Source organism: Enterobacter sp. ECC-175 (genome assembly GCF_043968675.1).
Taxonomy (GTDB): Bacteria; Pseudomonadota; Gammaproteobacteria; order Enterobacterales; family Enterobacteriaceae; genus Enterobacter.
Genome location: NZ_CP143776.1, coordinates 513662 through 538795, shown reverse-complemented (window position 1 = coordinate 538795; position 25134 = coordinate 513662). Strand labels below are relative to the sequence as shown.

Below are 25134 nucleotides of genomic sequence, written 5' to 3'. Positions count from 1 at the left end.
GCACTTCAGTCTATTACCAGCCCTGAGCGAAACGTCTATACTCGCATCAATTAGCCGCTCCACGGCGAAAGGACGCAAAACTATTATGGCTCACTCACACTTATTAGCAGAAAGAATTTCCCGCCTCAGCAGCGCGCTGGAAAAAGGCCTTTTCGAGCGTAGCCACGCTATTCGCCTTTGCTTACTGGCCGCGCTGAGCGGTGAGAGCGTGTTTTTACTGGGGCCGCCCGGCATTGCGAAAAGCCTGATTGCCCGCCGGTTAAAATTTGCCTTCCAGAACGCCCGCGCATTCGAATATCTGATGACGCGCTTTTCCACCCCGGAAGAGGTCTTCGGCCCGCTGTCCATCCAGGCCCTTAAGGATGAGGGACGTTATCAGCGCCTGACGGAAGGGTATCTCCCGGAAGCGGAGATTGTTTTTCTCGATGAGATCTGGAAAGCGGGCCCGGCCATTCTGAACACCCTGCTGACGGCGATAAATGAACGCCGCTTCCGTAACGGCGCCACTGAAGAAAAAATCCCGATGCGCCTGCTGGTGGCGGCTTCCAACGAGCTGCCCGAAGACGACAGCAGCCTGGAAGCCTTGTACGACCGCATGCTGATCCGCCTGTGGCTGGACAAGGTGCAGGACAAATCAAATTTCCGCTCGATGCTGGTCAGCCAGCAGGATGAAAATGAAAATCCGGTCTCCGCATCCCTTCAGGTATCGGATGAGGAGTATGCGCAGTGGCAGCAGGACATTGGCAAAATCGCGCTGCCCGACGCCGTATTCGAGCTGATCTTCATGCTGCGCCAGCAGCTGGACCTGCTGCCGTCCGCGCCGTACGTCTCGGACCGCCGCTGGAAAAAAGCAATTCGCCTGCTGCAGGCCAGCGCGCTGTTCAGCGGCCGCGATGCCGTTGCGCCTATCGATCTGATCCTCCTCAAAGATTGCCTGTGGCATGATGCCGAAGGCATGAACCTGATGCAGCAGCAGCTTGAAGTATTGATGACCGGACACGCGTGGGGCCAGCAGTCGATGCTGAACCAGCTGGGCGCGATTACCCAGCGCCGCATCCAGCTTCAGCAGCAGCAAAGCGATAAAACCGCGCTGAAGGTAAGCCGCCTTGGCGGCATGTTCGCGCGCAAAGCCCACTATGAACTGCCCGCAGAACTCACCGACGCAACGCTGACGCTGCTGCTCCAGAAGCCGCTTAAGCTGCACGACATGCAGGTGGTGCACGTTACGATCGAGCGAGACGCGCTGTCCCAGTGGCTCGACAAAGGCGGCGAGATCCGCGGCAAGCTCAACGGGATCGGCTTTGCGCAACCGCTCACGATGGAAGTGGACAGCAGCCAGCATCTGGTGATCCGCGACGTCAGCCTGCAGGGTTCGCGTCTTGCGCTGCCAGGAACTGCCGCCGACAGCGTGCCGGAGGAGATCAAACAGCAGCTCGACGCGCTGGATACCGAATGGCACCAGCAGCACACGCGCTTCAGCGAGCAGCAAAAATGCCTCTTTATTCATAGCGACTGGCTGGGCCGCATCGAAGCCAGCCTGCAGGACGTTAGCGCCCAGATCAAACAGGCGCGTCAATGCTAACGCTGGACACGCTCAACGTGATGCTGGCGGTCAGCGAGGAGGGGATGATCGAGGAGGTTGTTATTACGCTGCTGGCATCGCCGCAGCTGGCGGCCTTCTTTGAAAAATTCCCAAAGCTAAAAAAGGCGATGACCGACGATCTTCCCCGCTGGCGCGATACCCTGCGGCAGCGCTTCAAAGAGACGGAGGTGCCCCCGGAGCTAACCGAAGAAGTCGCGGCCTATCAGCAGTGCCAGCGGCTCTCCACGACGCAGTTTATCGTGCAGCTACCGCAAACCCTGGCGGTGCTCGATACCGTCCACTCCCCGTTTGCAAGCCAGGCGAGAACGCTGGTGACGGAGAACGCCACCTTTACACCGGCGCTGCATACGTTGTTCCTGCAGCGCTGGCGGCTGAGCCTGGTCGTTCAGGCAACCACGCTCAACCAGCAGCTTCTGGATGAGGAGCGCGAGCAGCTGCTGAGCGAAGTTCAGGAACGAATGACCTTAAGCGGGCAGCTCGAAGAGGTGCTGGTGGAAAATGAAAATGCCGCCGGCCGCCTCTGGGACATGAGCGCCGGCCAGCTGCGGCGCGGCGATTACCAGCTGATCGTCAGGTATGGCGACTTCCTGGCCCAGCAGCCGGAGCTGATGAAGCTCGCCGAACAGCTGGGCCGCTCGCGGGAGGCTAAATCCGTCCCAAAGAAAGACGCACCGATGGAAACGTTCCGCACGCTGGTGCGCGAACCGGCCACCGTGCCGGAGCAGGTGGATGGCTTACAGCAAAGCGACGACATATTACGCCTTTTGCCTACGGAGCTGAGCACGCTGGGCATGACCGAACTGGAATATGAGTTTTATCGTCGGCTGGTGGAAAAACAGCTGCTCACCTATCGTCTGCACGGCGAGGCCTGGCGCGAGAAGATTAGCCAGCACCCGGTCATTCATCAGGATTTTGACGAGCAGCCGCGCGGGCCTTTTATCGTCTGCGTGGATACATCTGGTTCAATGGGCGGATTCAACGAGCAGTGCGCAAAAGCGTTCTGCCTGGCGCTGATGCGCGTCGCGCTCGCGGATCGGCGACGCTGCTTTATCATGCTGTTTTCAAGCGACATCGTGGCCTACGAACTGACAAACATGCAGGGCCTTGAGCAGGCGATCCGCTTTTTGAGCCAGCGCTTTCGCGGCGGCACCGATCTGGCCAGCTGTTTTCGCAGCATCATTGAACGCATGCAGGGCGGAGAGTGGTATGACGCTGACGCGGTGGTCATTTCTGATTTTATTGCCCAGCGGCTGCCGGATGATGTGGTAAATAAAGTGAAGGAGCTACAGCGGGTGCATCAGCACCGTTTCCACGCCGTGGCGATGTCCGCCCACGGCAAACCCGGCATCATGCGCATCTTCGATCACATCTGGCGCTTTGACACCGGGCTGCGTAGCCGCCTGCTGAGGCGCTGGCGGCGGTAATTAATTAAAGAAGAGAACCCACGCTTTCGCGAACCTGCTGTGGCCACACGCCGCACTGAACCTGGCCGATGTGATCCAGCTGCAGTAACAGCATCGTCAGGCGAGACTGACCAATACCGCCGCCAATAGTCTGCGGCATTTCACCGCGCAGCAGCGCCTGGTGCCACTCCAGCTTGAGGCGATCTTCGTCGCCGGTCACCGCCAGCTGGCGCTTAAGCGCGTCGGCGTCCACGCGAATGCCCATTGAAGAGAGTTCGAAGGCATCTTCCAGCACCGGGTTCCAGACCAGAATATCGCCGTTCAGACCGGCAAGTTCGCCCTCGCCCACGGTGCTCCAGTCATCATAATCCGGCGCACGAACGTCGTGACGCTTACCGTCAGAAAGCTTGCCGCCGATCCCAATCAGGAACACGGCCCCTAGCTCTTTAGCGATGGCACGCTCGCGGCCTTTCGCATCAAGATCCGGGAAGCGGCTCAACAGCTCCTGGCTGTGTACAAAGTGGATTGTTTCCGGCAGGAACGGTGCCAGACCAAACGCTTTGCTGACTGCCGCTTCGGTGGCTTTGATCCCGGCGTAAATCGCTTCAACGGTCGCTTTCAGCGTGCCGAGATGACGCTCGCCGTCCCCCATCACCCGCTCCCAGTCCCACTGGTCGACGTAAACAGAATGAATGGCCGTCAGGCGGTCTTCATCGGGGCGAAGGGCTTTCATGTGCGTGTAAAGCCCTTCGCCCGCGCTGAAGTCGTGTTGTCCCAGGGTTTGACGCTTCCACTTCGCAAGGGAATGAACCACTTCGAACTGGGCGTCTGGCAGTGTTTTCACTTTCACCTGTACCGCTTTTTCGCATCCAGACAAGTTATCCTGCGTCCCGTCACCCACGCGGCTAAGAATCGGAGCCTGTACTTCAATAAGGCCAAGCTTTTCTTCCAGCTGGCGAGAAAAATGGGATTTTACGAAACTGATCTGGCGTTGTTTTGCGATGTAAGCGGTTTTCATTATTTTACTCCTGCGTCCTGTTGGTAATGATTAAGCAACAGAACCGGCGCTTAATTCAATAACTCAACAACAAAAAGCCGACTTCACTTTTGAATCGATAAAATATAACGCTAGAATAGAAAGAATCATCAATCTTCATAAGAAAAAGCTATGGAAAATTATCAGATCGACAATCTCGACCGCGGCATCCTGGAAGCGCTAATGGCCAATGCGCGCACCGCCTACGCCGAGCTGGCAAAACAGTTTGGCGTCAGCCCGGGCACGATTCACGTTCGCGTAGAGAAAATGAAGCAGGCGGGGATCATTACCGGTGCGCGCATTGACGTCAGCCCGAAGCAGCTGGGTTACGACGTGTGCTGCTTTATTGGCATCATTTTGAAAAGCGCGAAAGACTATCCCTCCGCGCTGGAAAAACTCAACGCGCTGGACGAAGTCACCGAGGCGTATTACACCACCGGGCACTACAGCATCTTTATAAAGGTCATGTGTCGATCCATTGATGCCCTTCAGCAGGTACTTATCAACAAGATCCAAACAATCGATGAAATTCAGTCCACCGAGACGCTGATCTCCCTGCAAAACCCGATCATGCGCACCATCCGCCCGTGATCGGGCAATTTCATTCCCACATTTTCCACAGGTAGATCCCAGCTCGCTCACAGCGTACAATGGCCCCCTCTTTCTATGAGCGAGCGATCAATGGCGGACATTACTCTTATCAGCGGCAGCACCCTGGGCGGTGCGGAATACGTAGCGGAACATCTGGCTGAGAAGCTGGAAGAAGCGGGCTTTTCCACGGAAACCCTGCACGGTCCGCTGCTTGACGATCTTCCGACTGATGGGGTCTGGCTGCTTATCACCTCTACTCATGGCGCTGGCGATCTTCCTGACAATCTTCAACCTTTATATGACGAGCTGCAGGAACAGCAGCCTGACCTGTCAAACGTTCGTTTTGGGGCGGTCGGGATCGGCAGCCGTGAATATGACACCTTCTGCGGTGCAATAGAGAAAGTTGAAGCCGCTGTTACCGCATGTGGGGCAAAACAGCTGGGTGAAACGCTGAAGATCAACATCCTCGATCATGATATTCCGGAAGATCCGGCCGAGATCTGGCTAGCAGATTGGAAAAATTTACTCAAACACGCTTAAAGATCGCGCAAACAGATGTGGATAACTCTGGTTAAAAGCTCGTATTAACCCGTAGTTATCCAACGAACAACGCAGAGTATGTTTTTGGCCTGTGTATAAAGTGACGTTTTGATCCCAGCTTATACGGGCCAGGATCACCGTTCACTCACAGCTAACGATCCTTTCTAACCACATGATCTTATTCGCGAGATCGGACTTATCCACAAAGGTTCGCGATCCTAATAAGAGATCACAATAGAACAGATCTCTAAATAAAAAGATCTTCTTTTTAATAGCCCAGGATCCCAATGCTTTCTCGAAAGACTAAAGTTGAGTAGAATCCACGGCCCGGGCTTCAATCCATTTTCACACCGCGTTATGCGAGGCAGACCACCATGTTTTATCAGGATCCTTTTGACGTCATCATCATTGGCGGGGGTCATGCAGGCACCGAGGCCGCAATGGCCGCGGCGCGTATGGGTCAACAGACCCTGCTTTTGACACACAATATCGACACGCTGGGACAAATGTCCTGTAATCCGGCGATTGGCGGCATTGGGAAAGGACACCTGGTAAAAGAAGTGGATGCACTTGGCGGCCTGATGGCGAAAGCGATCGATCGTGCAGGCATTCAGTTTAGGATACTAAACGCGAGCAAAGGTCCGGCTGTGCGTGCGACCCGCGCTCAGGCTGACCGCGTGCTTTACCGTCAGGCAGTACGCACCGCGCTGGAGAATCAGCCAAACCTGATGATCTTCCAGCAGGCGGTTGAAGATCTTATCGTTGAGAACGATCGCGTCGTCGGCGCCGTGACCCAAATGGGCCTCAAATTCCGCGCTAAAGCCGTCGTCTTGACCGTCGGGACCTTCCTGGACGGTAAAATCCATATCGGACTGGACAACTACAGCGGCGGCCGTGCTGGCGATCCGCCGTCCATTCCGCTTTCGCGTCGCCTGCGTGAACTGCCGCTGCGCGTGAGCCGTCTGAAAACCGGTACGCCTCCGCGTATTGACGCACGCACCATCGATTTCAGCGTGTTGGCACAGCAGCACGGCGATAATCCGATGCCGGTGTTCTCGTTCATGGGCAATGCGGCGCAGCATCCGCAGCAGGTGCCGTGCTACATCACGCATACCAACGAAAAAACCCATGACGTGATCCGCAATAACCTCGATCGCAGCCCAATGTACGCAGGCGTGATCGAAGGGATCGGCCCACGCTACTGCCCGTCGATCGAAGACAAGGTGATGCGCTTTGCCGATCGCAACCAGCACCAGATCTTCCTCGAACCGGAAGGACTGACCTCTAACGAAATTTACCCGAACGGGATCTCCACCAGCCTGCCGTTCGACGTGCAGATGCAGATTGTTCGCTCTATGCAGGGGATGGAGAATGCGAGAATCGTTCGCCCTGGCTACGCGATTGAGTACGATTTCTTCGATCCGCGCGACCTGAAGCCAACCCTGGAAAGCAAATTCATCCAGGGCCTGTTCTTCGCTGGCCAGATTAACGGCACCACAGGTTACGAAGAAGCGGCCGCACAAGGGCTGCTGGCCGGTTTGAACGCCGCACGCTTCTCTGCGGAGAAAGACGGCTGGGCGCCGGCGCGTTCCCAGGCCTATCTGGGCGTCCTTGTTGACGACCTCTGCACGCTCGGTACCAAAGAACCGTACCGTATGTTTACCTCCCGCGCGGAATATCGTCTGATGCTCCGTGAAGACAACGCAGACCTGCGCCTGACCGAAATGGGCCGCGAGCTGGGTCTGGTTGACGATGAACGCTGGGCGCGTTTCAACGAGAAGCTGGAGCGCATTGAGCAGGAACGTCAGCGTCTGAAAACAACGTGGGTCAATCCGCAGGCGGAAACCGCTGCCGAAGTGAACGCTCACTTGACCGCGCCGCTCTCGCGTGAAGCCAGCGGTGAAGACCTGCTGCGTCGCCCTGAAGTGACCTATGAAAACCTGGTCAAACTGACCGCATTTGCGCCAGGCCTCGAAGACGCGGAAGCCGCGGAGCAGGTCGAAATCCAGGTAAAATACGAAGGCTACATCGCGCGTCAGCAGGATGAGATCGAAAAACAGCAGCGAAACGAAAACACGCTGCTGCCGGAAATGCTGGACTACCGTCAGGTAACGGGGCTTTCCAACGAGGTGATCGCCAAGCTTAACGATCACAAGCCAGTGTCGATCGGCCAGGCTTCACGCATCTCAGGCGTTACGCCAGCTGCGATTTCTATCCTGCTGGTGTGGTTGAAAAAACAGGGCATGCTGCGCCGCAGCGCGTAATGCCCTGAACATTGCCCGGTGGCGCTGCGCTTACCGGGTCTACTAAATCCGTAGGGCGGGTAAGCACAGCGCTACCCGCCACCTAAGTTTTCCAACAGGTACTCACCGTGCTCAATAAACTCTCTCGTCTGCTGGATCAGGCAGGTATTTCGCTCACCGATCACCAGAAAACTCAGCTGGTGGGGTATGTCGACATGCTGAATAAATGGAACAAAGCGTACAACCTGACCTCCGTACGCGACCCCAACGAGATGCTGATTCGCCATATCCTCGACAGCATTGTCGTCGCACCGCATCTTAACGGTGAACGCTTTATTGACGTCGGTACGGGGCCCGGTCTGCCTGGCATTCCGCTGTCGATTGTCCGTCCGGAGAGTCATTTCACGCTGCTGGACAGTCTTGGCAAGCGCGTGCGTTTTCTGCGTCAGGTTCAGCATGAGCTGAAGCTTGAAAACATTACGCCGGTTCAGAGCAGGGTAGAGGACTTTCCGGCAGAGCCACCTTTTGACGGCGTGATCAGCCGTGCATTTGCCTCGCTAAACGACATGGTGAGCTGGTGTAAGCATCTGCCGGCTGAGAATGGGCGTTTTTATGCGCTGAAAGGCCAGATGCCTGGCGACGAAATTGAGCAACTACCGGAAGGCTATTCGGTCGAATCTATTGAAAAACTGAAGGTTCCTCAACTCGAGGGCGAGCGTCATTTGGTGATTATTAAGCCAAACAATATTTAAAAATTTAATAAAAAATGTGGAATTTGTGCTGTTCTCTTTGTGTTAAAAAGCAGCACAACTCGCGACGACGGGCTGAAGTTAATTTAACCTTGATGTTACCATGGCTTTTCTTATGGTTAACGTGATTCGATTTATTGCACACGGCTGATAGTCAACAATGAAAATATCAGTCTGCTAAATGTGATGAACAGTTATGAATCATTGATGTTAATTATTTATTAAGAATGTCAACGAAAGGTTTTTGTTGTATACAGGGCTGTTTTGAAAATAGTTACGATATTTTTTCTTTAATTTCATAAAGATGACGTTATGCGATTCAAGGCTTTGATAAACACATCCTTATCGTAAATGTATAATTTGTGATCTCGTGCACGCTTTGTCGTCAATGTTTCCGCGTGGTTTGCAGTTTTGCTCTATGGACGGCACTTTCATCAAAAGTTAAAAAATAGGGGCGGGGAAAAATATTTAAACATTTATTCACCTTTTCGCTACTTAATGTTTGAAATCACGGGTACGCACCGTATAATTTGTCCGCTTTTTGATGCTTGACTCTGAGCCTTAAAGGACGTTTTATACGACACGCGGCATACCTCGAAGGGAGCAGGAGTAAAAACGTGATGTCTGTGTCGCTCTTGAGTAGAAACGTTGCTCGTAAGCTTCTGTTCATTCAGTTTCTGGCCGTGATAGCAAGTGGACTGCTGTTTAGCCTCAAAGACCCCTTCTGGGGCATCTCCGCCGCGTGCGGGGGATTGGCGGTAGTTTTGCCAAACATGTTGTTTATGATTTTTGCCTGGCGTCATCAGGCGCATACACCCGCCAAAGGCCGCGTGGCCTGGTCCTTCGCTTTGGGCGAAGTGTGTAAGGTGTTGCTGACCTTTGCTTTGCTGGTGATGGCGCTGGCGGTTTTAAAAGTGGTATTCATGCCGCTGATAGCTACGTGGGTTTTGGTGCTGGTGGTACAAGTTCTGGCTCCAGCTGTAATCAATAACAAAGGGTAAAAGGCATCATGGCTTCAGAAAATATGACGCCGCAGGATTACATAGGTCACCATCTGAATAACCTTCAGCTGGACCTGCGTACATTCTCGCTGGTGGATCCACATAACCCCCCGGCCACCTTCTGGACGATCAACATCGACTCCATGTTCTTCTCGGTGGTTTTGGGTCTTCTGTTCCTGGCCATGTTCCGCGGTGTTGCTAAACGAGCGACCAGCGGTGTTCCAGGGAAATTCCAGACCTTCGTCGAAATGATCATCGGCTTCGTCCACGGTAGCGTCAAAGACATGTATCACGGTAAGAGCAAGCTGATTGCTCCGCTGGCGCTGACGGTCTTTGTCTGGGTCTTCCTGATGAACCTGATGGACCTTCTGCCTATCGATTTCCTGCCGTGGATTGGCGAACATGTCCTCGGTCTGCCAGCACTGCGCGTGGTTCCGTCCGCTGACGTGAACATCACCCTGTCGATGGCGCTGGGCGTATTTATCCTGATTCTTTTCTACAGCATCAAAATGAAAGGCGTAAGCGGCTTTGTGAAAGAGCTTACCTTGCAGCCGTTCAACCACTGGGCGTTTATTCCGGTCAACCTGATCCTGGAAGGCGTTAGCCTGCTGTCCAAACCTGTTTCACTGGGTCTGCGACTGTTCGGCAACATGTATGCGGGTGAGCTGATTTTCATTCTGATCGCGGGTCTTCTGCCGTGGTGGTCACAGTGGATTCTTAATGTGCCATGGGCCATTTTCCACATCCTGATCATTACGCTGCAAGCCTTTATCTTCATGGTTCTGACGATCGTCTATCTGTCGATGGCGTCTGAAGAGCACTGATTTTTTACCAACACTACTACGTTTTAATTGAAACAAACTGGAGACTGTCATGGAAAACCTGAATATGGATCTGCTGTACATGGCTGCCGCTGTGATGATGGGTCTGGCGGCTATCGGTGCTGCGATCGGTATCGGCATCCTCGGAGGTAAATTCCTGGAAGGCGCAGCGCGTCAACCGGATCTGATTCCTCTGCTGCGTACTCAGTTCTTTATCGTTATGGGTCTGGTGGATGCAATCCCAATGATCGCTGTAGGTCTGGGTCTGTACGTGATGTTTGCTGTCGCGTAGTAGTTGTTTTAAAACCCCAAGCCACAGAAATTTAAGAGGTATTGTGCTGTGAACATGAACGCAACAATCCTCGGCCAGGCCATCGCGTTTATTCTCTTTGTCTGGTTCTGCATGAAGTATGTATGGCCGCCTTTAATGGCTGCCATCGAAAAACGTCAGAAAGAAATTGCTGACGGTCTGGCTTCCGCAGAACGCGCTAAGAAAGATTTGGACCTTGCACAGGCCAACGCGACAGACCAGCTGAAAAAAGCGAAAGCTGAAGCTCAGGTAATCATTGAACAGGCTAACAAACGCCGTTCTCAGATCCTGGACGAAGCCAAAGCTGAAGCAGAACAGGAACGTACTAAGATCGTGACACAGGCTCAGGCTGAAATTGAAGCCGAGCGTAAACGTGCTCGTGAAGAACTGCGTAAGCAGGTTGCGATTCTGGCTGTTGCTGGCGCCGAGAAGATCATCGAACGTTCCGTGGATGAAGCTGCTAACAGCGACATCGTGGACAAACTTGTCGCTGAACTGTAAGGAGGGAGGGGCTGATGTCTGAATTTGTTACGGTAGCTCGCCCCTACGCCAAAGCAGCTTTTGACTTTGCTGTCGAACACCAAAGTGTCGATCGCTGGCAGGACATGCTGGCGTTTGCCGCTGAGGTGACGAAAAACGAACAAATGGCTGAGTTGCTTTCCGGTGCATTAGCGCCTGAAACCCTCGCCGCGTCGTTTATCGCCGTGTGCGGAGAGCAGCTGGATGCCAACGGCCAGAACCTGATTAAGGTGATGGCAGAGAATGGTCGTCTGCGCGTGCTCCCGGATGTTCTTGAGCAGTTTGAGCACTTACGTGCCCTTAGTGAAGCCACTGCAGAAGTCGAAGTGACCTCTGCGACTGAACTGAGTGATGAACAGCTTGCGAAAATTACCGCCGCGATGGAAAAACGTCTGTCACGCAAAGTTAAGCTGAATTGCAAAATCGATAAGTCTGTAATGGCAGGCGTAATCATCCGCTCGGGTGATATGGTCATTGATGGCAGCGTACGCGGCCGTCTTGAACGCCTTGCAGACGTCTTGCAGTCTTAAGGGGACTGGAGCATGCAACTGAATTCCACCGAAATCAGCGAACTGATCAAGCAGCGCATTGCTCAGTTCAGTGTTGTGAGTGAAGCTCACAACGAAGGTACTATTGTTTCTGTAAGTGACGGTGTTATCCGCATCCACGGCCTGGCCGATTGTATGCAGGGTGAGATGATTTCCCTGCCGGGTAACCGTTACGCTATCGCACTGAACCTGGAGCGCGACTCCGTAGGTGCTGTTGTGATGGGCCCATACGCTGACCTCGCCGAAGGCATGAAGGTTAAGTGTACTGGCCGTATTCTGGAAGTGCCGGTTGGCCGTGGCCTGCTGGGCCGCGTGGTTAACACCCTGGGTGCGCCAATCGACGGTAAAGGTCCGGTTGAGCACGATGGCTTCTCCCCAATCGAAGTTATCGCACCGGGCGTTATCGACCGTCAGTCCGTTGATCAGCCAGTACAGACTGGCTATAAGTCCGTTGATGCCATGATCCCAATCGGTCGTGGTCAGCGTGAACTGATCATCGGTGACCGTCAGACCGGTAAAACCGCGATGGCAATCGACGCCATCATCAACCAGCGTGACTCCGGCATCAAATGTGTGTACGTGGCTATCGGCCAGAAAGCGTCCACCATTTCTAACGTGGTTCGTAAACTGGAAGAGCACGGCGCGCTGTCTAACACCATCGTTGTTGTCGCGACCGCTTCTGAATCTGCTGCACTGCAATACCTGGCGCCATACGCCGGTTGCGCAATGGGCGAATACTTCCGTGACCGCGGTGAAGATGCGCTGATCGTATACGATGACCTGTCTAAACAGGCCGTTGCTTACCGTCAGGTTTCCCTGCTGCTCCGTCGTCCACCAGGACGTGAAGCATTCCCTGGCGACGTATTCTACCTCCACTCTCGTCTGCTGGAGCGTGCTTCCCGCGTTAACGCGGAATACGTCGAGAACTTCACCAAAGGTGAAGTGAAGGGTAAAACGGGCTCTCTGACCGCACTGCCGATCATTGAAACCCAGGCGGGTGACGTTTCTGCGTTCGTTCCGACCAACGTAATCTCCATTACCGATGGTCAGATCTTCCTGGAAACCAACCTGTTTAACTCCGGTATTCGTCCGGCGGTAAACCCGGGTATCTCCGTATCCCGTGTAGGTGGTGCTGCTCAGACCAAGATCATCAAGAAACTGTCCGGTGGTATTCGTACCGCGCTGGCACAGTATCGTGAACTGGCTGCGTTCTCTCAGTTCGCATCCGATCTGGACGAAGCAACCCGTAAACAGCTGAGCCACGGTCAGAAAGTGACCGAGCTGCTGAAGCAGAAACAGTACGCACCAATGTCTGTTGCTCAGCAGGGTCTGGTTCTGTTCGCGGCTGAACGCGGTTACCTCGAAGATGTGGAACTGGCGAAAATCGGTAGCTTCGAAGCCGCTCTGCTGGCTTACGTCGACCGTGATCACGCTCCGCTGATGCAAGAGATCAACCAGACCGGTGGCTATAACGATGAAATCGAAGGCAAGCTGAAAGCTATCCTCGATTCCTTCAAAGCAACCCAGTCCTGGTAATCGTCCGGCGGCTTGTCGTGAGACAAGCCGTCAGGCATTGAGGAGAAGCTCATGGCCGGCGCAAAAGAGATACGTAGTAAGATCGCAAGCGTCCAAAACACGCAGAAGATCACTAAAGCGATGGAGATGGTCGCCGCTTCCAAAATGCGTAAATCGCAGGATCGCATGGCGGCCAGCCGTCCTTATGCAGAAACCATGCGCAAAGTGATTGGTCACCTTGCAAACGGTAATCTGGAATATAAGCACCCTTACCTGGAAGAACGCGACGTTAAGCGCGTGGGCTACCTGGTGGTGTCGACCGACCGTGGTCTGTGTGGCGGCTTGAACATTAACCTGTTCAAAAAACTGCTGGCGGATATGAAAGGCTGGTCCGATAAAGGCGTTCAGTGCGATCTGGCACTGATTGGCTCTAAAGGCGTCTCTTTCTTTAACTCCGTTGGTGGCAACATTGTCGCTCAGGTGACCGGTATGGGTGATAACCCGTCCCTGTCCGAACTGATCGGCCCGGTTAAAGTGATGTTGCAGGCCTATGATGAAGGCCGTCTGGACAGACTGTACGTTGTCAGCAACAAATTTATTAACACCATGTCTCAGGTGCCTACGATCACTCAGATGCTGCCTTTACCGGCATCAGAAGATGACGAGTTGAAGCAGAAAGCCTGGGATTACCTGTATGAACCCGATCCGAAACCGCTGCTGGATACCCTGCTGCGTCGTTACGTTGAATCACAGGTTTATCAGGGCGTTGTAGAAAACCTGGCCAGCGAGCAGGCCGCACGAATGGTGGCGATGAAAGCCGCGACCGATAATGGCGGCAGCCTGATTAAAGAGCTGCAGTTGGTTTACAACAAAGCTCGTCAGGCCAGCATTACTCAGGAACTCACCGAGATCGTCTCGGGGGCCGCCGCGGTTTAACCAGGTTTACGAATTACGTAGAGGATTCAAGATGGCTACTGGAAAGATTGTCCAGGTAATCGGCGCCGTGGTGGACGTCGAGTTCCCTCAGGACGCCGTACCACGCGTGTACGACGCGCTTGAGGTACAGAATGGTAACGAGAGCCTGGTGCTGGAAGTTCAGCAGCAGCTCGGCGGCGGTATCGTGCGTACCATCGCGATGGGTTCTTCCGACGGTCTGCGTCGTGGTCTGGAAGTGAAAGACCTTGAGCACCCGATCGAAGTCCCGGTAGGTAAAGCAACGCTGGGTCGTATCATGAACGTATTGGGTCTGCCAATCGACATGAAAGGCGACATCGGTGAAGAAGAGCGTTGGGCTATCCACCGCGCGGCACCGTCCTACGAAGAGCTGTCCAGCTCTCAGGAACTGCTGGAAACCGGTATCAAAGTTATCGACCTGATGTGTCCGTTCGCGAAGGGCGGTAAAGTCGGTCTGTTCGGTGGTGCGGGTGTAGGTAAAACCGTAAACATGATGGAGCTGATCCGTAACATCGCGATCGAGCACTCCGGTTACTCCGTGTTTGCGGGCGTAGGTGAACGTACTCGTGAGGGTAACGACTTCTACCACGAAATGACCGACTCCAACGTTCTGGACAAAGTATCCCTGGTTTACGGCCAGATGAACGAGCCACCAGGAAACCGTCTGCGCGTAGCGCTGACCGGCCTGACCATGGCTGAGAAGTTCCGTGACGAAGGTCGTGACGTTCTGCTGTTCGTAGACAACATCTACCGTTACACCCTGGCCGGTACTGAAGTATCTGCACTGCTGGGTCGTATGCCATCAGCGGTAGGCTACCAGCCAACCCTGGCGGAAGAGATGGGTGTTCTGCAGGAACGTATCACCTCTACCAAAACCGGTTCTATTACCTCCGTTCAGGCGGTATACGTACCAGCGGATGACTTGACTGACCCATCCCCAGCCACCACCTTTGCGCACTTAGATGCAACCGTGGTACTGAGCCGTCAGATCGCGTCTCTGGGTATCTACCCGGCCGTTGACCCGCTGGACTCCACCAGCCGTCAGTTGGATCCACTGGTTGTGGGTCAGGAACACTACGACACCGCGCGTGGCGTACAGTCCCTGCTCCAGCGTTACCAGGAACTGAAAGACATCATCGCCATCCTGGGTATGGATGAGCTGTCTGAAGAAGACAAACTGGTGGTAGCACGCGCGCGTAAGATCCAGCGCTTCCTGTCCCAGCCGTTCTTCGTTGCGGAAGTATTCACCGGTTCTCCGGGTAAATACGTTTCCCTGAAAGACACCATCCGTGGCTTTAAGGGCATCATGGAAGGCGAATACGATCACCTGCCGGAGCAGGCGTTCTACATGGTTGGTTCCATCGACGAAGCCGTGGAAAAAGCCAAAAAACTTTAACGCCTTAATCGGAGGGTGATATGGCAATGACTTACCACCTGGACGTCGTCAGCGCAGAGCAACAAATGTTCTCTGGTCTGGTCGAGAAAATCCAGGTAACGGGTAGTGAAGGTGAACTGGGTATTTTCCCAGGGCACGCACCGCTGCTCACCGCCATTAAGCCTGGTATGATCCGCATCGTTAAACAGTTCGGTCACGAAGAGTTTATCTATCTGTCTGGCGGCATTCTTGAAGTGCAGCCTGGCAGTGTGACCGTTCTGGCCGATACCGCTATCCGTGGACAGGATCTCGACGAAGCGCGAGCCCTGGAATCGAAGCGTAAGGCTGAAGAGCACATTAGCAGCTCTCATGGTGACGTGGATTACGCTCAGGCGTCTGCGGAGCTGGCCAAAGCGATCGCGAAACTGCGCGTTATCGAGTTGACCAAAAAAGCGATGTAACACCGGCTTGAAAAGCACAAAAGCCAGTCTGGTTCCCAGGCTGGCTTTTTTTTTCATCCTTAATTCATGATGAAAAAGATGTAGAATTTTGAGCATCAAACGTTTTTACTTCTCACTTAAATTACAGTCAGGACGCGTATGTTGAACAATACGATGAGCGTGGTCATTCTTGCCGCAGGCAAAGGCACCCGCATGTATTCCGATCTTCCCAAGGTGCTTCACACGCTGGCAGGAAAGCCGATGGTGCAGCATGTTATTGATGCTGCAAATGAATTGGGCGCGCGTCAGGTCAACCTGGTGTACGGTCACGGTGGCGATTTGCTGAAAGCAACGCTGCGTGATGACAAGCTCAACTGGGTGCTTCAGGCAGAACAGCTGGGTACCGGCCATGCGATGCAGCAGGCGGCTCCGTTCTTCGCCGATGATGAAGACATTCTGATGCTCTACGGCGACGTCCCGCTGATCTCCGTTGAAACGCTGACTCGCCTGCGTGAAGCCAAGCCGCAGGGCGGCATTGGCTTGCTTACCGTCGTGCTGGACGATCCGAGCGGCTATGGCCGCATCACGCGTGAAAACGGCAACGTGACCGGTATTGTCGAACATAAAGATGCCACCGACGCGCAGCGCCAGATCCAGGAAATCAACACCGGCATCCTGATTGCCAACGGCGCAGACATGAAGCGCTGGCTGTCAAACCTCAACAATAATAATGCGCAGGGTGAATACTACATCACCGACATCATCGCGATGGCGTATCAGGAAGGCCGTGAAATTGCCGCCGTTCATCCGGCGCGCATCAGCGAAACGGAAGGCGTAAACAACCGCCTGCAGCTTTCCCGCCTCGAGCGTATTTATCAGTCCGAGCAGGCCGAAAAGCTGCTGCTGGCGGGCGTGATGTTGCGCGATCCGGCGCGTTTCGATCTGCGCGGTACGCTATCCCACGGGCGCGACGTTGAAATTGATACTAACGTTATCGTTGAAGGCAACGTCCAGCTCGGTAACCGCGTCAAAATTGGTACAGGTTGCGTGATCAAAAACAGCGTCATCGGTGACGACTGTGAAATCAGCCCGTACAGCGTGGTGGAAGATGCCCATCTGGAAGCGGCCTGCACTATTGGCCCGTTCGCCCGCCTGCGCCCGGGGGCTGAGCTGCTGGAAGGCGCTCACGTGGGTAACTTCGTTGAAATGAAGAAGGCACGTCTGGGTAAAGGCTCCAAGGCCGGTCATCTGACCTATCTGGGCGATGCGGAAATTGGCGATAACGTGAATATTGGTGCAGGTACAATTACCTGTAACTATGACGGTGCCAACAAGTTTAAAACGATCATTGGCGATGACGTGTTCGTCGGTTCCGACACGCAGCTGGTGGCGCCTGTTACCGTAGGTAACGGCGTGACTATTGCTGCCGGGACGACCGTGACGCGTGACGTGGCGGATAACGAGTTAGTGCTAAGCCGCGTGCCGCAGGTGCACAAGCAGGGCTGGAAACGCCCGGTGAAGAAGAAGTAACGGATTTACCCCTCACCCTAACCCTCTCCCCAAAGGGGAGAGGGGATTGTTCGGTGCGGTGTTTTTCTCCCTCGCCCCTTTGGGGAGAGGGCCGGGGTGAGGGGATAATATAATCCTCCCCCCACAAGCAGTACCCATAACAATAACCCCACTCTCTACAAGGCTCGGGGTGCCCGGAAAGGGCGTTACCCAAAGGATTTCGCGTTGTGGCAAGGCGGCAAGCGTATGAGTCCATGGGAGCTTACTTAAGTAAGTGACCGTGGCGAGTACGAGAAGCCAACGCAGCCGCAGCGTGAAAGACGTAGGGTAAATACAGGTCAGCGACAACGCAGGCATAATGCCTAAATTCGGAATCTAAAATATGTGTGGAATTGTTGGCGCAGTTGCGCAGCGTGATATTGCTGAAATCCTTCTCGAAGGTTTACGTCGTCTGGAATACCGTGGCTACGACTCGGCCGGCCTGGCCGTTGTCGATGCAGAAGGGCATATGACCCGCCTGCGCCGTCTCGGTAAAGTGCAAATGCTGGCTCAGGCCGCGGAAGAATACCCGCTGCACGGCGGCACCGGTATCGCGCACACCCGCTGGGCGACCCACGGCGAACCGTCTGAAGGTAACGCGCACCCGCATGTGTCTGAACACATCGTGGTGGTGCATAACGGCATTATTGAAAACCACGAACCGCTGCGCGAAGAACTCAAAGCGCGCGGCTATACCTTTGTCTCTGAAACCGACACCGAAGTGATTGCTCACCTGGTTCACTGGGAGCTGGCACAGGGCGGCACGCTGCGTGAAGCGGTGCTGCGCGCGATACCTCAGCTGCGCGGTGCGTACGGTACGGTGATCATGGATTCCCGTGACCCTTCTACCCTGCTGGCCGCGCGTTCCGGTAGCCCGATGGTTATCGGTCTGGGCATGGGCGAAAACTTTATCGCTTCTGACCAGCTGGCGCTGCTGCCGGTGACCCGTCGCTTTATCTTCCTCGAAGAGGGCGATATCGCGGAAGTGACGCGCCGCAGCGTGACCGTGTTCGATACCAAAGGCGAACAGGTGAAGCGTCAGGAGATCGAATCCAACCTGCAGTACGACGCGGGCGACAAAGGCGCTTACCGTCACTACATGCAGAAAGAGATCTACGAGCAGCCGAACGCTATTAAGAACACGCTGACCGGGCGCATCAGCCACGGCGAGGTGGACCTGAGCGAACTGGGCGCCAACGCCAACGAATTGCTCGGCAAAGTAGAGCATATTCAGATCGTCGCCTGCGGGACCTCATACAACTCCGGTATGGTCTCTCGCTACTGGTTTGAATCCCTGGCGGGCGTGCCGTGCGATGTGGAAATTGCGTCAGAGTTCCGCTACCGCAAATCCGCCGTACGCCGCAACAGCCTGATGATCACTTTATCTCAGTCTGGTGAAACGGCGGACACCCTGGCGGCGCTGCGCCTCTCTAAAGAGCTGGGCTACCTGGGCTCGCTGGCCATCTGTAACGTTCCTGGCTCGTCGCTGGTGCGTGAATCCGATCTGGCGCTGATGACCAAAGCAGGCACCGAAATCGGCGTGGCATCGACTAAGGCATTTACCACTCAGCTGACCGTTCTGCTGATGCTGGTGGCGAAACTGGCGCGCCTGAAAGGCCAGGACGCGTCCGTTGAGCATGACATTGTTCACGGCCTGCAGGCGCTGCCGAGCCGTATTGAGCAGATGCTGTCTCAGGACAAGCGCATTGAAGCGCTGGCGGAAGATTTCTCTGACAAACATCACGCCCTGTTCCTTGGCCGTGGCGATCAGTATCCGATTGCGCTGGAAGGCGCGCTGAAGCTGAAAGAGATCTCATATATTCACGCGGAAGCCTACGCGGCGGGCGAGCTGAAGCACGGCCCGCTGGCGCTGATCGACGCGGATATGCCGGTTATCGTTGTCGCACCTAACAACGAACTGCTGGAAAAGCTGAAGTCTAACATCGAAGAAGTCCGCGCCCGCGGCGGCGTGCTGTACGTCTTCGCTGATAAAGATGCCGGTTTTGCCAGCAGCGATAACATGCACATCATCGAGATGCCGCATGTAGAAGAGGTCATTGCGCCAATCTTCTACACCGTTCCGCTGCAGCTTCTGGCTTATCACGTCGCGCTGATTAAAGGCACCGACGTTGACCAGCCGCGTAACCTGGCGAAGTCCGTCACCGTAGAATAATCCCTCCAGGCTCCACCTTCGGGTGGAGCTTTTTTATGACAATCTGTCATTTTCAGCTATTTTTTCAGTGTCACATAAAGAAAATATTACTGAAAACATACTGTCATATCCTTCTTTAAGATAATGATAAATATATGATTTTTCACTTAACTTTAAGTGAAATTTCCGTTGTCATAAAACTGTCATATTTCGTACATTTATCTGTCACCTGTTTGTCCTATTTTGCTCATCGTAGCCACTTAAACAACGATTTACGAAAATCCTGCAGGAGACATTATGAAAGTTATGCGTACCACTGTCGCAACTGTTGTCGCCGCGACCTTATCGATGAGCGCTTTCTCTGCGTTTGCAGCAGCAAGCCTGACGGGCGCGGGTGCAACCTTCCCTGCGCCGGTGTATGCCAAATGGGCAGATACCTATCAGAAAGAAACCGGTAACAAGGTTAACTATCAGGGTATTGGCTCCTCCGGTGGCGTAAAACAAATTACCGCTAACACCGTTGATTTCGGCGCTTCAGACGCTCCGCTGTCTGATGAGAAACTGAATCAGGAAGGCCTGTTCCAGTTCCCGACCGTGATCGGCGGCGTTGTGCTGGCCGTTAACATCCCTGGCCTGAAATCAGGCGAGCTGGTGCTGGACGGCAAAACCCTGGGCGACATCTACCTGGGCAAAATCAAAAAGTGGGATGACGAAGCCATCACCAGGCTGAACCCCGGCGTTAAGCTGCCTTCGCAGAACATCGCCGTGGTTCGCCGCGCTGACGGTTCCGGCACCTCCTTCGTCTTCACCAGCTACCTGGCGAAAGTGAACGACGAGTGGAAATCTAAAGTCGGCTCTGGCTCTACCGTTAACTGGCCAACCGGCCTGGGCGGTAAGGGTAACGACGGTATCGCCGCGTTCGTCCAGCGTCTGCCGGGCTCTATCGGTTACGTAGAGTACGCCTACGCTAAGCAGAACAACCTGGCCTATACCAAACTGGTTTCCGCTGACGGCAAACCGGTTAGCCCGACCGAAGAGAATTTCGCTAACGCTGCGAAAGGCGCTGACTGGAGCAAATCCTTCGCTCAGGACCTGACCAACCAGAAGGGCGACGACGCGTGGCCAATCACCTCTACCACCTTCATCTTGGTCCACAAAGAGCAGAAGAAGCCTGAGCAGGGCGCCGAAGTGCTGAAGTTCTTCGACTGGGCGTACAAAAACGGCGGCAAGCAGGCTAACGACCTGGACTACGCTAGCCTGCCAGACAACGTGGTTGAGCAGATTCGTGCTGCATGGAAAACCAACGTGAAAGACAGCAGCGGTAAAGCGCTGTACTAACAGGATATTTTTGACGAAGATGGCGGGTAGCGCTCGCGCTTACCCGCCCTACGGCTCCGGCTGTAGGCCCGGTATGCGCGAGCGCCATCGGGCATATTCGTAAGACGTCACATAAAGAAGAGTAATTTATGGCTGCAACCAAGCCTGCATTTAACCCTCCGGGTAAAAAAGGTGACATGATTTTCAGCGCGCTGGTCAAACTGGCTGCGCTGATTGTGCTATTGCTGCTGGGCGGCATTATCGTGTCTCTGATTTTCTCCTCCTGGCCGAGCATTCAGAAATTCGGTTTCGCCTTCCTGTGGACCAAAGAGTGGGATGCGCCGAACGATATCTACGGTGCGCTGGTGCCGATTTACGGCACGCTGGTGACTTCGTTCATCGCCCTGCTGATTGCGGTTCCGGTGAGCTTCGGCATTGCCCTGTTCCTGACGGAGCTGGCGCCTGGCTGGCTGAGACGCCCGCTGGGCATCGCCATTGAGCTGCTGGCCGCGATCCCCAGTATCGTGTACGGCATGTGGGGCCTGTTTATCTTTGCGCCACTGTTCGCGACCTACTTCCAGGAGCCGGTCGGTAACGTTCTCTCCGCGATTCCGTTTGTCGGCGCCCTGTTCTCTGGCCCGGCGTTCGGTATCGGCATTCTGGCCGCGGGCGTGATCCTCGCCATCATGATTATTCCGTACATTGCGGCGGTCATGCGCGACGTCTTCGAACAAACCCCGGTGATGATGAAAGAGTCGGCCTACGGCATTGGCTGCACCACCTGGGAAGTCATCTGGCGCATCGTGCTTCCGTTTACCAAAAATGGAGTCATCGGCGGCATTATGCTGGGCTTAGGCCGCGCGCTGGGTGAAACCATGGCGGTGACCTTTATCATCGGTAATACCTACCAGCTGGACAGCGTTTCGCTGTACATGCCGGGTAACAGCATAACCTCCGCGCTGGCGAATGAATTTGCCGAAGCCGAGTCCGGGCTGCACGTAGCGGCGCTGATGGAGCTGGGCCTGATCCTGTTTGTGATTACCTTCATCGTACTGGCGATTTCCAAGCTGATGATTATGCGTCTGGCTAAAAACGAGGGGGCGCGCTAATGGCAACTCTCGAAATGCAAAACACCGCGGAGCTGGCGGAATCCCGCCGCAAAATGCAGGCGAAGCGCCGCTTCAAAAACCGCATCGCGCTGACGCTCTCCATGGCGACGATGGCGTTCGGCCTGTTCTGGCTAATCTGGATTTTAATGTCCACGATTACCCGCGGCATCGACGGCATGTCTCTGGCGCTGTTCACCGAAATGACGCCGCCGCCAAACACGGCGGGCGGTGGTCTGGCGAATGCCCTGGCGGGCAGCGGCCTGCTGATCCTGTGGGCGACGGTTTTCGGTACGCCGCTGGGCATCATGGCCGGGATTTACCTCGCCGAGTACGGACGCAAATCCTGGCTGGCGGAAGTGATTCGCTTCATCAACGACATTCTGTTGTCCGCGCCGTCTATCGTCGTCGGCCTGTTCGTTTACACCGTGGTGGTGGCGCAGATGGAACACTTCTCCGGCTGGGCGGGCGTGATTGCGCTGGCGCTGCTGCAGGTGCCCATCGTCATACGAACCACCGAGAACATGCTGAAGCTGGTGCCGGACAGCCTGCGCGAAGCGGCTTACGCGCTGGGGACGCCGAAGTGGAAGATGATCTCCGCGATTACGCTGAAAGCGTCTATCTCCGGGATCATGACCGGCATCCTGCTGGCGGTTGCGCGTATCGCCGGTGAAACGGCTCCGCTGCTGTTTACCTCCCTCTCCAACCAGTTCTGGAGTACGGACATGATGCAGCCGATCGCCAACCTGCCGGTGACGATCTTTAAATTTGCGATGAGCCCATTCGCGGAATGGCAGCAGCTGGCGTGGGCCGGGGTGCTGATCATTACCCTTTGCGTACTGTTACTGAACATTCTGGCGCGCGTCATTTTCGCGAAGAAGAAACACGGTTAAATTTTTACGGCGCGGCACTTCGCGGCGCCGAATGAGGAAATGAGTCAATGAGTATGGTTGATACTGCCCCGGGTAAGATTCAGGTTCGTGATTTGAACTTCTACTACGGCAAATTCCATGCCCTGAAGAATATCAATCTGGATATCGCGAAGAACCAGGTTACGGCATTCATCGGTCCGTCAGGCTGTGGTAAATCCACCCTGCTGCGTACCTTTAACAAAATGTATTCGCTTTATCCGGAGCAGCGCGCCGAAGGTGAAATTATCCTCGACGGCGAAAACATTCTGACCCAGGCTCAGGATATTGCCCTCCTGCGCGCAAAAGTGGGCATGGTATTCCAGAAGCCGACGCCGTTCCCGATGTCGATTTATGACAACATCGCGTTTGGCGTGCGCCTGTTCGAAAAGCTTTCCCGCGCGGATATGGACGAGCGCGTGCAGTGGGCATTGACCAAGGCCGCACTCTGGAACGAAACCAAAGATAAATTGCACCAGAGCGGGTACTCTCTCTCCGGTGGCCAGCAGCAGCGTCTGTGCATTGCGCGCGGTATCGCCATTCGCCCGGAAGTGCTGCTGCTGGACGAGCCGTGTTCCGCGCTTGACCCGATCTCAACGGGCCGCATTGAAGAGCTGATCACCGAGCTGAAGCAGGACTACACCGTGGTGATCGTGACCCACAACATGCAGCAGGCTGCGCGTTGCTCCGACCACACGGCGTTTATGTACCTGGGTGAGTTGATTGAGTTCAGTAACACGGACGATCTGTTCACTAAGCCTGCGAAGAAACAAACCGAAGATTACATTACTGGCCGCTACGGTTGATTTGGAGTGAATCATGGACAACCTCAATCTTAACAAACACATTTCAGGCCAGTTCAACGCAGAGCTGGAAAGCATTCGTACCCAGGTGATGACCATGGGCGGCATGGTCGAGCAGCAGCTTTCTGATGCGATTACGGCGATGCACAACCAGGACAGCGAGCTGGCGAAGCGCGTCATTGAAGGCGACAAAAACGTCAACATGATGGAAGTCGCCATCGACGAAGCGTGCGTGCGCATTATCGCCAAGCGTCAGCCCACGGCGAGCGACCTGCGTCTGGTGATGGCGATCATCAAAACCATCGCCGAGCTGGAGCGCATCGGTGACGTTGCGGATAAAATCTGCCGCACCGCGCTGGAGAAATTCTCCCAGCAGCACCAGCCGCTGCTGGTGAGCCTGGAGTCGCTGGGCCGCCACACCGTGCAGATGCTGCACGACGTGCTGGACGCGTTTGCGCGTATGGATTTGGACGAAGCGGTGCGTATCTACCGTGAAGACAAGAAAGTCGACCAGGAGTATGAAGGCATCGTGCGTCAGCTGATGACCTACATGATGGAAGACTCCCGTACCATTCCAAGCGTGCTGACCGCCCTGTTCTGCGCGCGCTCCATCGAGCGTATCGGCGACCGCTGCCAGAACATTTGCGAATACATCTTCTACTTCGTGAAGGGGCAGGATTTCCGTCACGTCGGCGGCGACGAGCTGGACAAGCTGCTGGCGGGGAAAGATCCGAAAGAGTGATTTTACCCTCACCCTAACCCTCTCCCTAAGGGAGAGGGGACACGTTGGTTTTCTCCCTCTCCTTTTGGGAGAGGGCCGGGGTGAGGGGAAAAATTAACGCGTAATATCCCACCCGCGAGCCTTCCACAGCGCCGGCAGCTGCGCCAGATCGGTAAAGGTCGTCACTTTTGGATGATCGATCGGCTTGTTGTGCGGATCGGCGCAGAAGTAAAACACCTCCATACCCGCATCAATTCCCGACTGCGCGCCCGCGGAAGAATCGTCCACCAGAATGCAGTTCTCTACGTTGACGTTCATCGCTTTCGCCGCGTGGAACATCAGCGCCGGATCAGGCTTCCAGCGCTGGATATCGTAGCCGCTGAACAGCTTGTCCGGGAAATGGTGCAGCATCTCCAGCTTGCCCAGCGAATGCTGCATTTTGCTGACCGGACCGTTAGAAACCACGCAGATCGGCACCGTCATCGCATCCAGCAGCGCGTTCGCACCGGCAATCACCTCCAGCTCGGAGTCGAACAGGCGTGCTACCTCGGCGCGGTACACCGGTTCCAGATCCGCTTTCGCCAGATCCACGCCGTGCTCTTCGTTAATGATGTCGATGATCTCGTAGAGCTTCACGCCCTTAAAGCGTTTGAACACCTCCTCGAGATCGAGCGTAATGCCAAATTCCTGAAACATAGCGACATACGCGCGGGAACAAATGACCTCACTGTCGACCAGCGTACCGTCGCAGTCGAAAAATACCGCTTCAATTCCGGACATGCCTTTCCCTTTTAACAAGTTTAACGTTTACGTACTGCTGTTTTACGAGACGCAATCGTTGCCGTATAAGCAAAATCAATGAAAAAAAGTATCCCGTAACTGCCCTTATTGTCGCATTTTGGTATAGGATAGCGACGAATTTTCCCTCCTT

Annotated in this window: 24 protein-coding genes; 22 read left to right on the top strand and 2 right to left on the bottom strand. The window is 54.8% G+C overall.

Annotated elements, in window-relative coordinates; all coding sequences use genetic code 11:
* The first annotated feature begins 85 nt into the window (after positions 1-85).
* Together ravA and viaA are read left to right on the top strand one after the other, a co-directional pair.
* The gene (gene ravA / locus V1599_RS02690; RefSeq protein ID WP_395300985.1) at positions 86-1582 is read left to right on the top strand and encodes an ATPase RavA; all 1497 of its coding nucleotides are present in this window, start codon (positions 86-88) and stop codon (positions 1580-1582) included.
* Complete coding sequence (viaA, locus tag V1599_RS02685; protein ID WP_395300984.1) at positions 1576-3027, top strand: ATPase RavA stimulator ViaA; 1452 nt, start codon at positions 1576-1578, stop codon at positions 3025-3027. Before ravA ends, viaA begins: the two co-directional genes overlap by 7 nt.
* A gap of 4 nt (positions 3028-3031) precedes the next feature.
* Here viaA and asnA read toward each other — a convergent pair whose 3' ends face one another.
* On the bottom strand, positions 3032-4024 hold the full coding sequence (asnA, locus tag V1599_RS02680) for an aspartate--ammonia ligase (RefSeq protein WP_297115385.1): 993 nt from the start codon (positions 4022-4024) through the stop codon (positions 3032-3034).
* 150 nt (positions 4025-4174) lie between these two features.
* Between asnA and asnC the strand changes: the two genes are divergently transcribed.
* The 20 genes from asnC to phoU all read left to right on the top strand — a co-directional run bounded on the left by asnC (position 4175) and on the right by phoU (position 24224).
* Positions 4175-4633 (top strand): transcriptional regulator AsnC, encoded by a 459-nt coding sequence (gene asnC / locus V1599_RS02675; RefSeq protein ID WP_003862383.1) that lies wholly within the window; start codon positions 4175-4177, stop codon positions 4631-4633.
* Positions 4634-4723: 90 nt separating this feature from the next.
* Positions 4724-5173, top strand: coding sequence for an FMN-binding protein MioC (mioC, locus tag V1599_RS02670; protein ID WP_112012394.1), 450 nt, complete (start codon positions 4724-4726; stop codon positions 5171-5173).
* A gap of 374 nt (positions 5174-5547) precedes the next feature.
* Positions 5548-7437: a tRNA uridine-5-carboxymethylaminomethyl(34) synthesis enzyme MnmG gene (gene mnmG, locus V1599_RS02665; protein ID WP_112012393.1), complete on the top strand. Its 1890-nt coding sequence runs from the start codon at positions 5548-5550 to the stop codon at positions 7435-7437.
* Positions 7438-7544: 107 nt separating this feature from the next.
* A complete protein-coding gene (rsmG, locus tag V1599_RS02660; protein ID WP_112012392.1) occupies positions 7545-8168 on the top strand; it encodes a 16S rRNA (guanine(527)-N(7))-methyltransferase RsmG in 624 nt (207 codons plus the stop codon).
* A gap of 617 nt (positions 8169-8785) precedes the next feature.
* The gene (gene atpI, locus V1599_RS02655) at positions 8786-9166 is read left to right on the top strand and encodes a F0F1 ATP synthase subunit I (RefSeq protein WP_112012391.1); all 381 of its coding nucleotides are present in this window, start codon (positions 8786-8788) and stop codon (positions 9164-9166) included.
* A gap of 8 nt (positions 9167-9174) precedes the next feature.
* Positions 9175-9990, top strand: coding sequence for a F0F1 ATP synthase subunit A (gene atpB / locus V1599_RS02650; RefSeq protein WP_006177554.1), 816 nt, complete (start codon positions 9175-9177; stop codon positions 9988-9990).
* A gap of 49 nt (positions 9991-10039) precedes the next feature.
* Entirely contained in the window at positions 10040-10279 is a 240-nt protein-coding gene (gene atpE / locus V1599_RS02645) for a F0F1 ATP synthase subunit C (protein WP_000429386.1), read from the top strand.
* 48 nt (positions 10280-10327) lie between these two features.
* The gene (gene atpF, locus V1599_RS02640) at positions 10328-10798 is read left to right on the top strand and encodes a F0F1 ATP synthase subunit B (protein ID WP_003862370.1); all 471 of its coding nucleotides are present in this window, start codon (positions 10328-10330) and stop codon (positions 10796-10798) included.
* A 14-nt stretch (positions 10799-10812) separates the two neighbouring features.
* Positions 10813-11346, top strand: a complete 534-nt coding sequence (atpH, locus tag V1599_RS02635) for a F0F1 ATP synthase subunit delta (protein WP_112012390.1) — start codon at positions 10813-10815, stop codon at positions 11344-11346.
* Positions 11347-11358: 12 nt separating this feature from the next.
* Positions 11359-12900: a F0F1 ATP synthase subunit alpha gene (gene atpA, locus V1599_RS02630; RefSeq protein WP_006808751.1), complete on the top strand. Its 1542-nt coding sequence runs from the start codon at positions 11359-11361 to the stop codon at positions 12898-12900.
* Between the two features lie 51 nt (positions 12901-12951).
* Positions 12952-13815: a F0F1 ATP synthase subunit gamma gene (gene atpG / locus V1599_RS02625; protein ID WP_014881884.1), complete on the top strand. Its 864-nt coding sequence runs from the start codon at positions 12952-12954 to the stop codon at positions 13813-13815.
* Between the two features lie 31 nt (positions 13816-13846).
* Positions 13847-15229, top strand: coding sequence for a F0F1 ATP synthase subunit beta (atpD, locus tag V1599_RS02620; RefSeq protein ID WP_297115360.1), 1383 nt, complete (start codon positions 13847-13849; stop codon positions 15227-15229).
* A gap of 20 nt (positions 15230-15249) precedes the next feature.
* The gene (locus V1599_RS02615) at positions 15250-15669 is read left to right on the top strand and encodes a F0F1 ATP synthase subunit epsilon (protein WP_006177560.1); all 420 of its coding nucleotides are present in this window, start codon (positions 15250-15252) and stop codon (positions 15667-15669) included.
* A gap of 138 nt (positions 15670-15807) precedes the next feature.
* On the top strand, positions 15808-17178 hold the full coding sequence (gene glmU, locus V1599_RS02610) for a bifunctional UDP-N-acetylglucosamine diphosphorylase/glucosamine-1-phosphate N-acetyltransferase GlmU (protein WP_112012389.1): 1371 nt from the start codon (positions 15808-15810) through the stop codon (positions 17176-17178).
* Between the two features lie 361 nt (positions 17179-17539).
* Entirely contained in the window at positions 17540-19369 is a 1830-nt protein-coding gene (glmS, locus tag V1599_RS02605; RefSeq protein ID WP_395300983.1) for a glutamine--fructose-6-phosphate transaminase (isomerizing), read from the top strand.
* Positions 19370-19645: 276 nt separating this feature from the next.
* Complete coding sequence (gene pstS / locus V1599_RS02600) at positions 19646-20686, top strand: phosphate ABC transporter substrate-binding protein PstS (protein ID WP_395300982.1); 1041 nt, start codon at positions 19646-19648, stop codon at positions 20684-20686.
* Positions 20687-20814: 128 nt separating this feature from the next.
* Entirely contained in the window at positions 20815-21774 is a 960-nt protein-coding gene (gene pstC / locus V1599_RS02595; RefSeq protein ID WP_112012385.1) for a phosphate ABC transporter permease PstC, read from the top strand.
* Positions 21774-22664 (top strand): phosphate ABC transporter permease PstA, encoded by an 891-nt coding sequence (pstA, locus tag V1599_RS02590; RefSeq protein WP_112012384.1) that lies wholly within the window; start codon positions 21774-21776, stop codon positions 22662-22664. The genes pstC and pstA overlap by 1 nt, the downstream gene beginning before the upstream one ends.
* Before the next feature lie 47 nt (positions 22665-22711).
* On the top strand, positions 22712-23485 hold the full coding sequence (gene pstB / locus V1599_RS02585; RefSeq protein ID WP_008500183.1) for a phosphate ABC transporter ATP-binding protein PstB: 774 nt from the start codon (positions 22712-22714) through the stop codon (positions 23483-23485).
* Positions 23486-23498: 13 nt separating this feature from the next.
* Positions 23499-24224 (top strand): phosphate signaling complex protein PhoU, encoded by a 726-nt coding sequence (gene phoU, locus V1599_RS02580; protein WP_008500182.1) that lies wholly within the window; start codon positions 23499-23501, stop codon positions 24222-24224.
* 93 nt (positions 24225-24317) lie between these two features.
* Here the strand turns inward: phoU and yieH are convergent, their stop codons facing one another.
* Entirely contained in the window at positions 24318-24983 is a 666-nt protein-coding gene (gene yieH / locus V1599_RS02575; RefSeq protein WP_395300981.1) for a 6-phosphogluconate phosphatase, read from the bottom strand.
* Positions 24984-25134 lie beyond the last annotated feature (151 nt).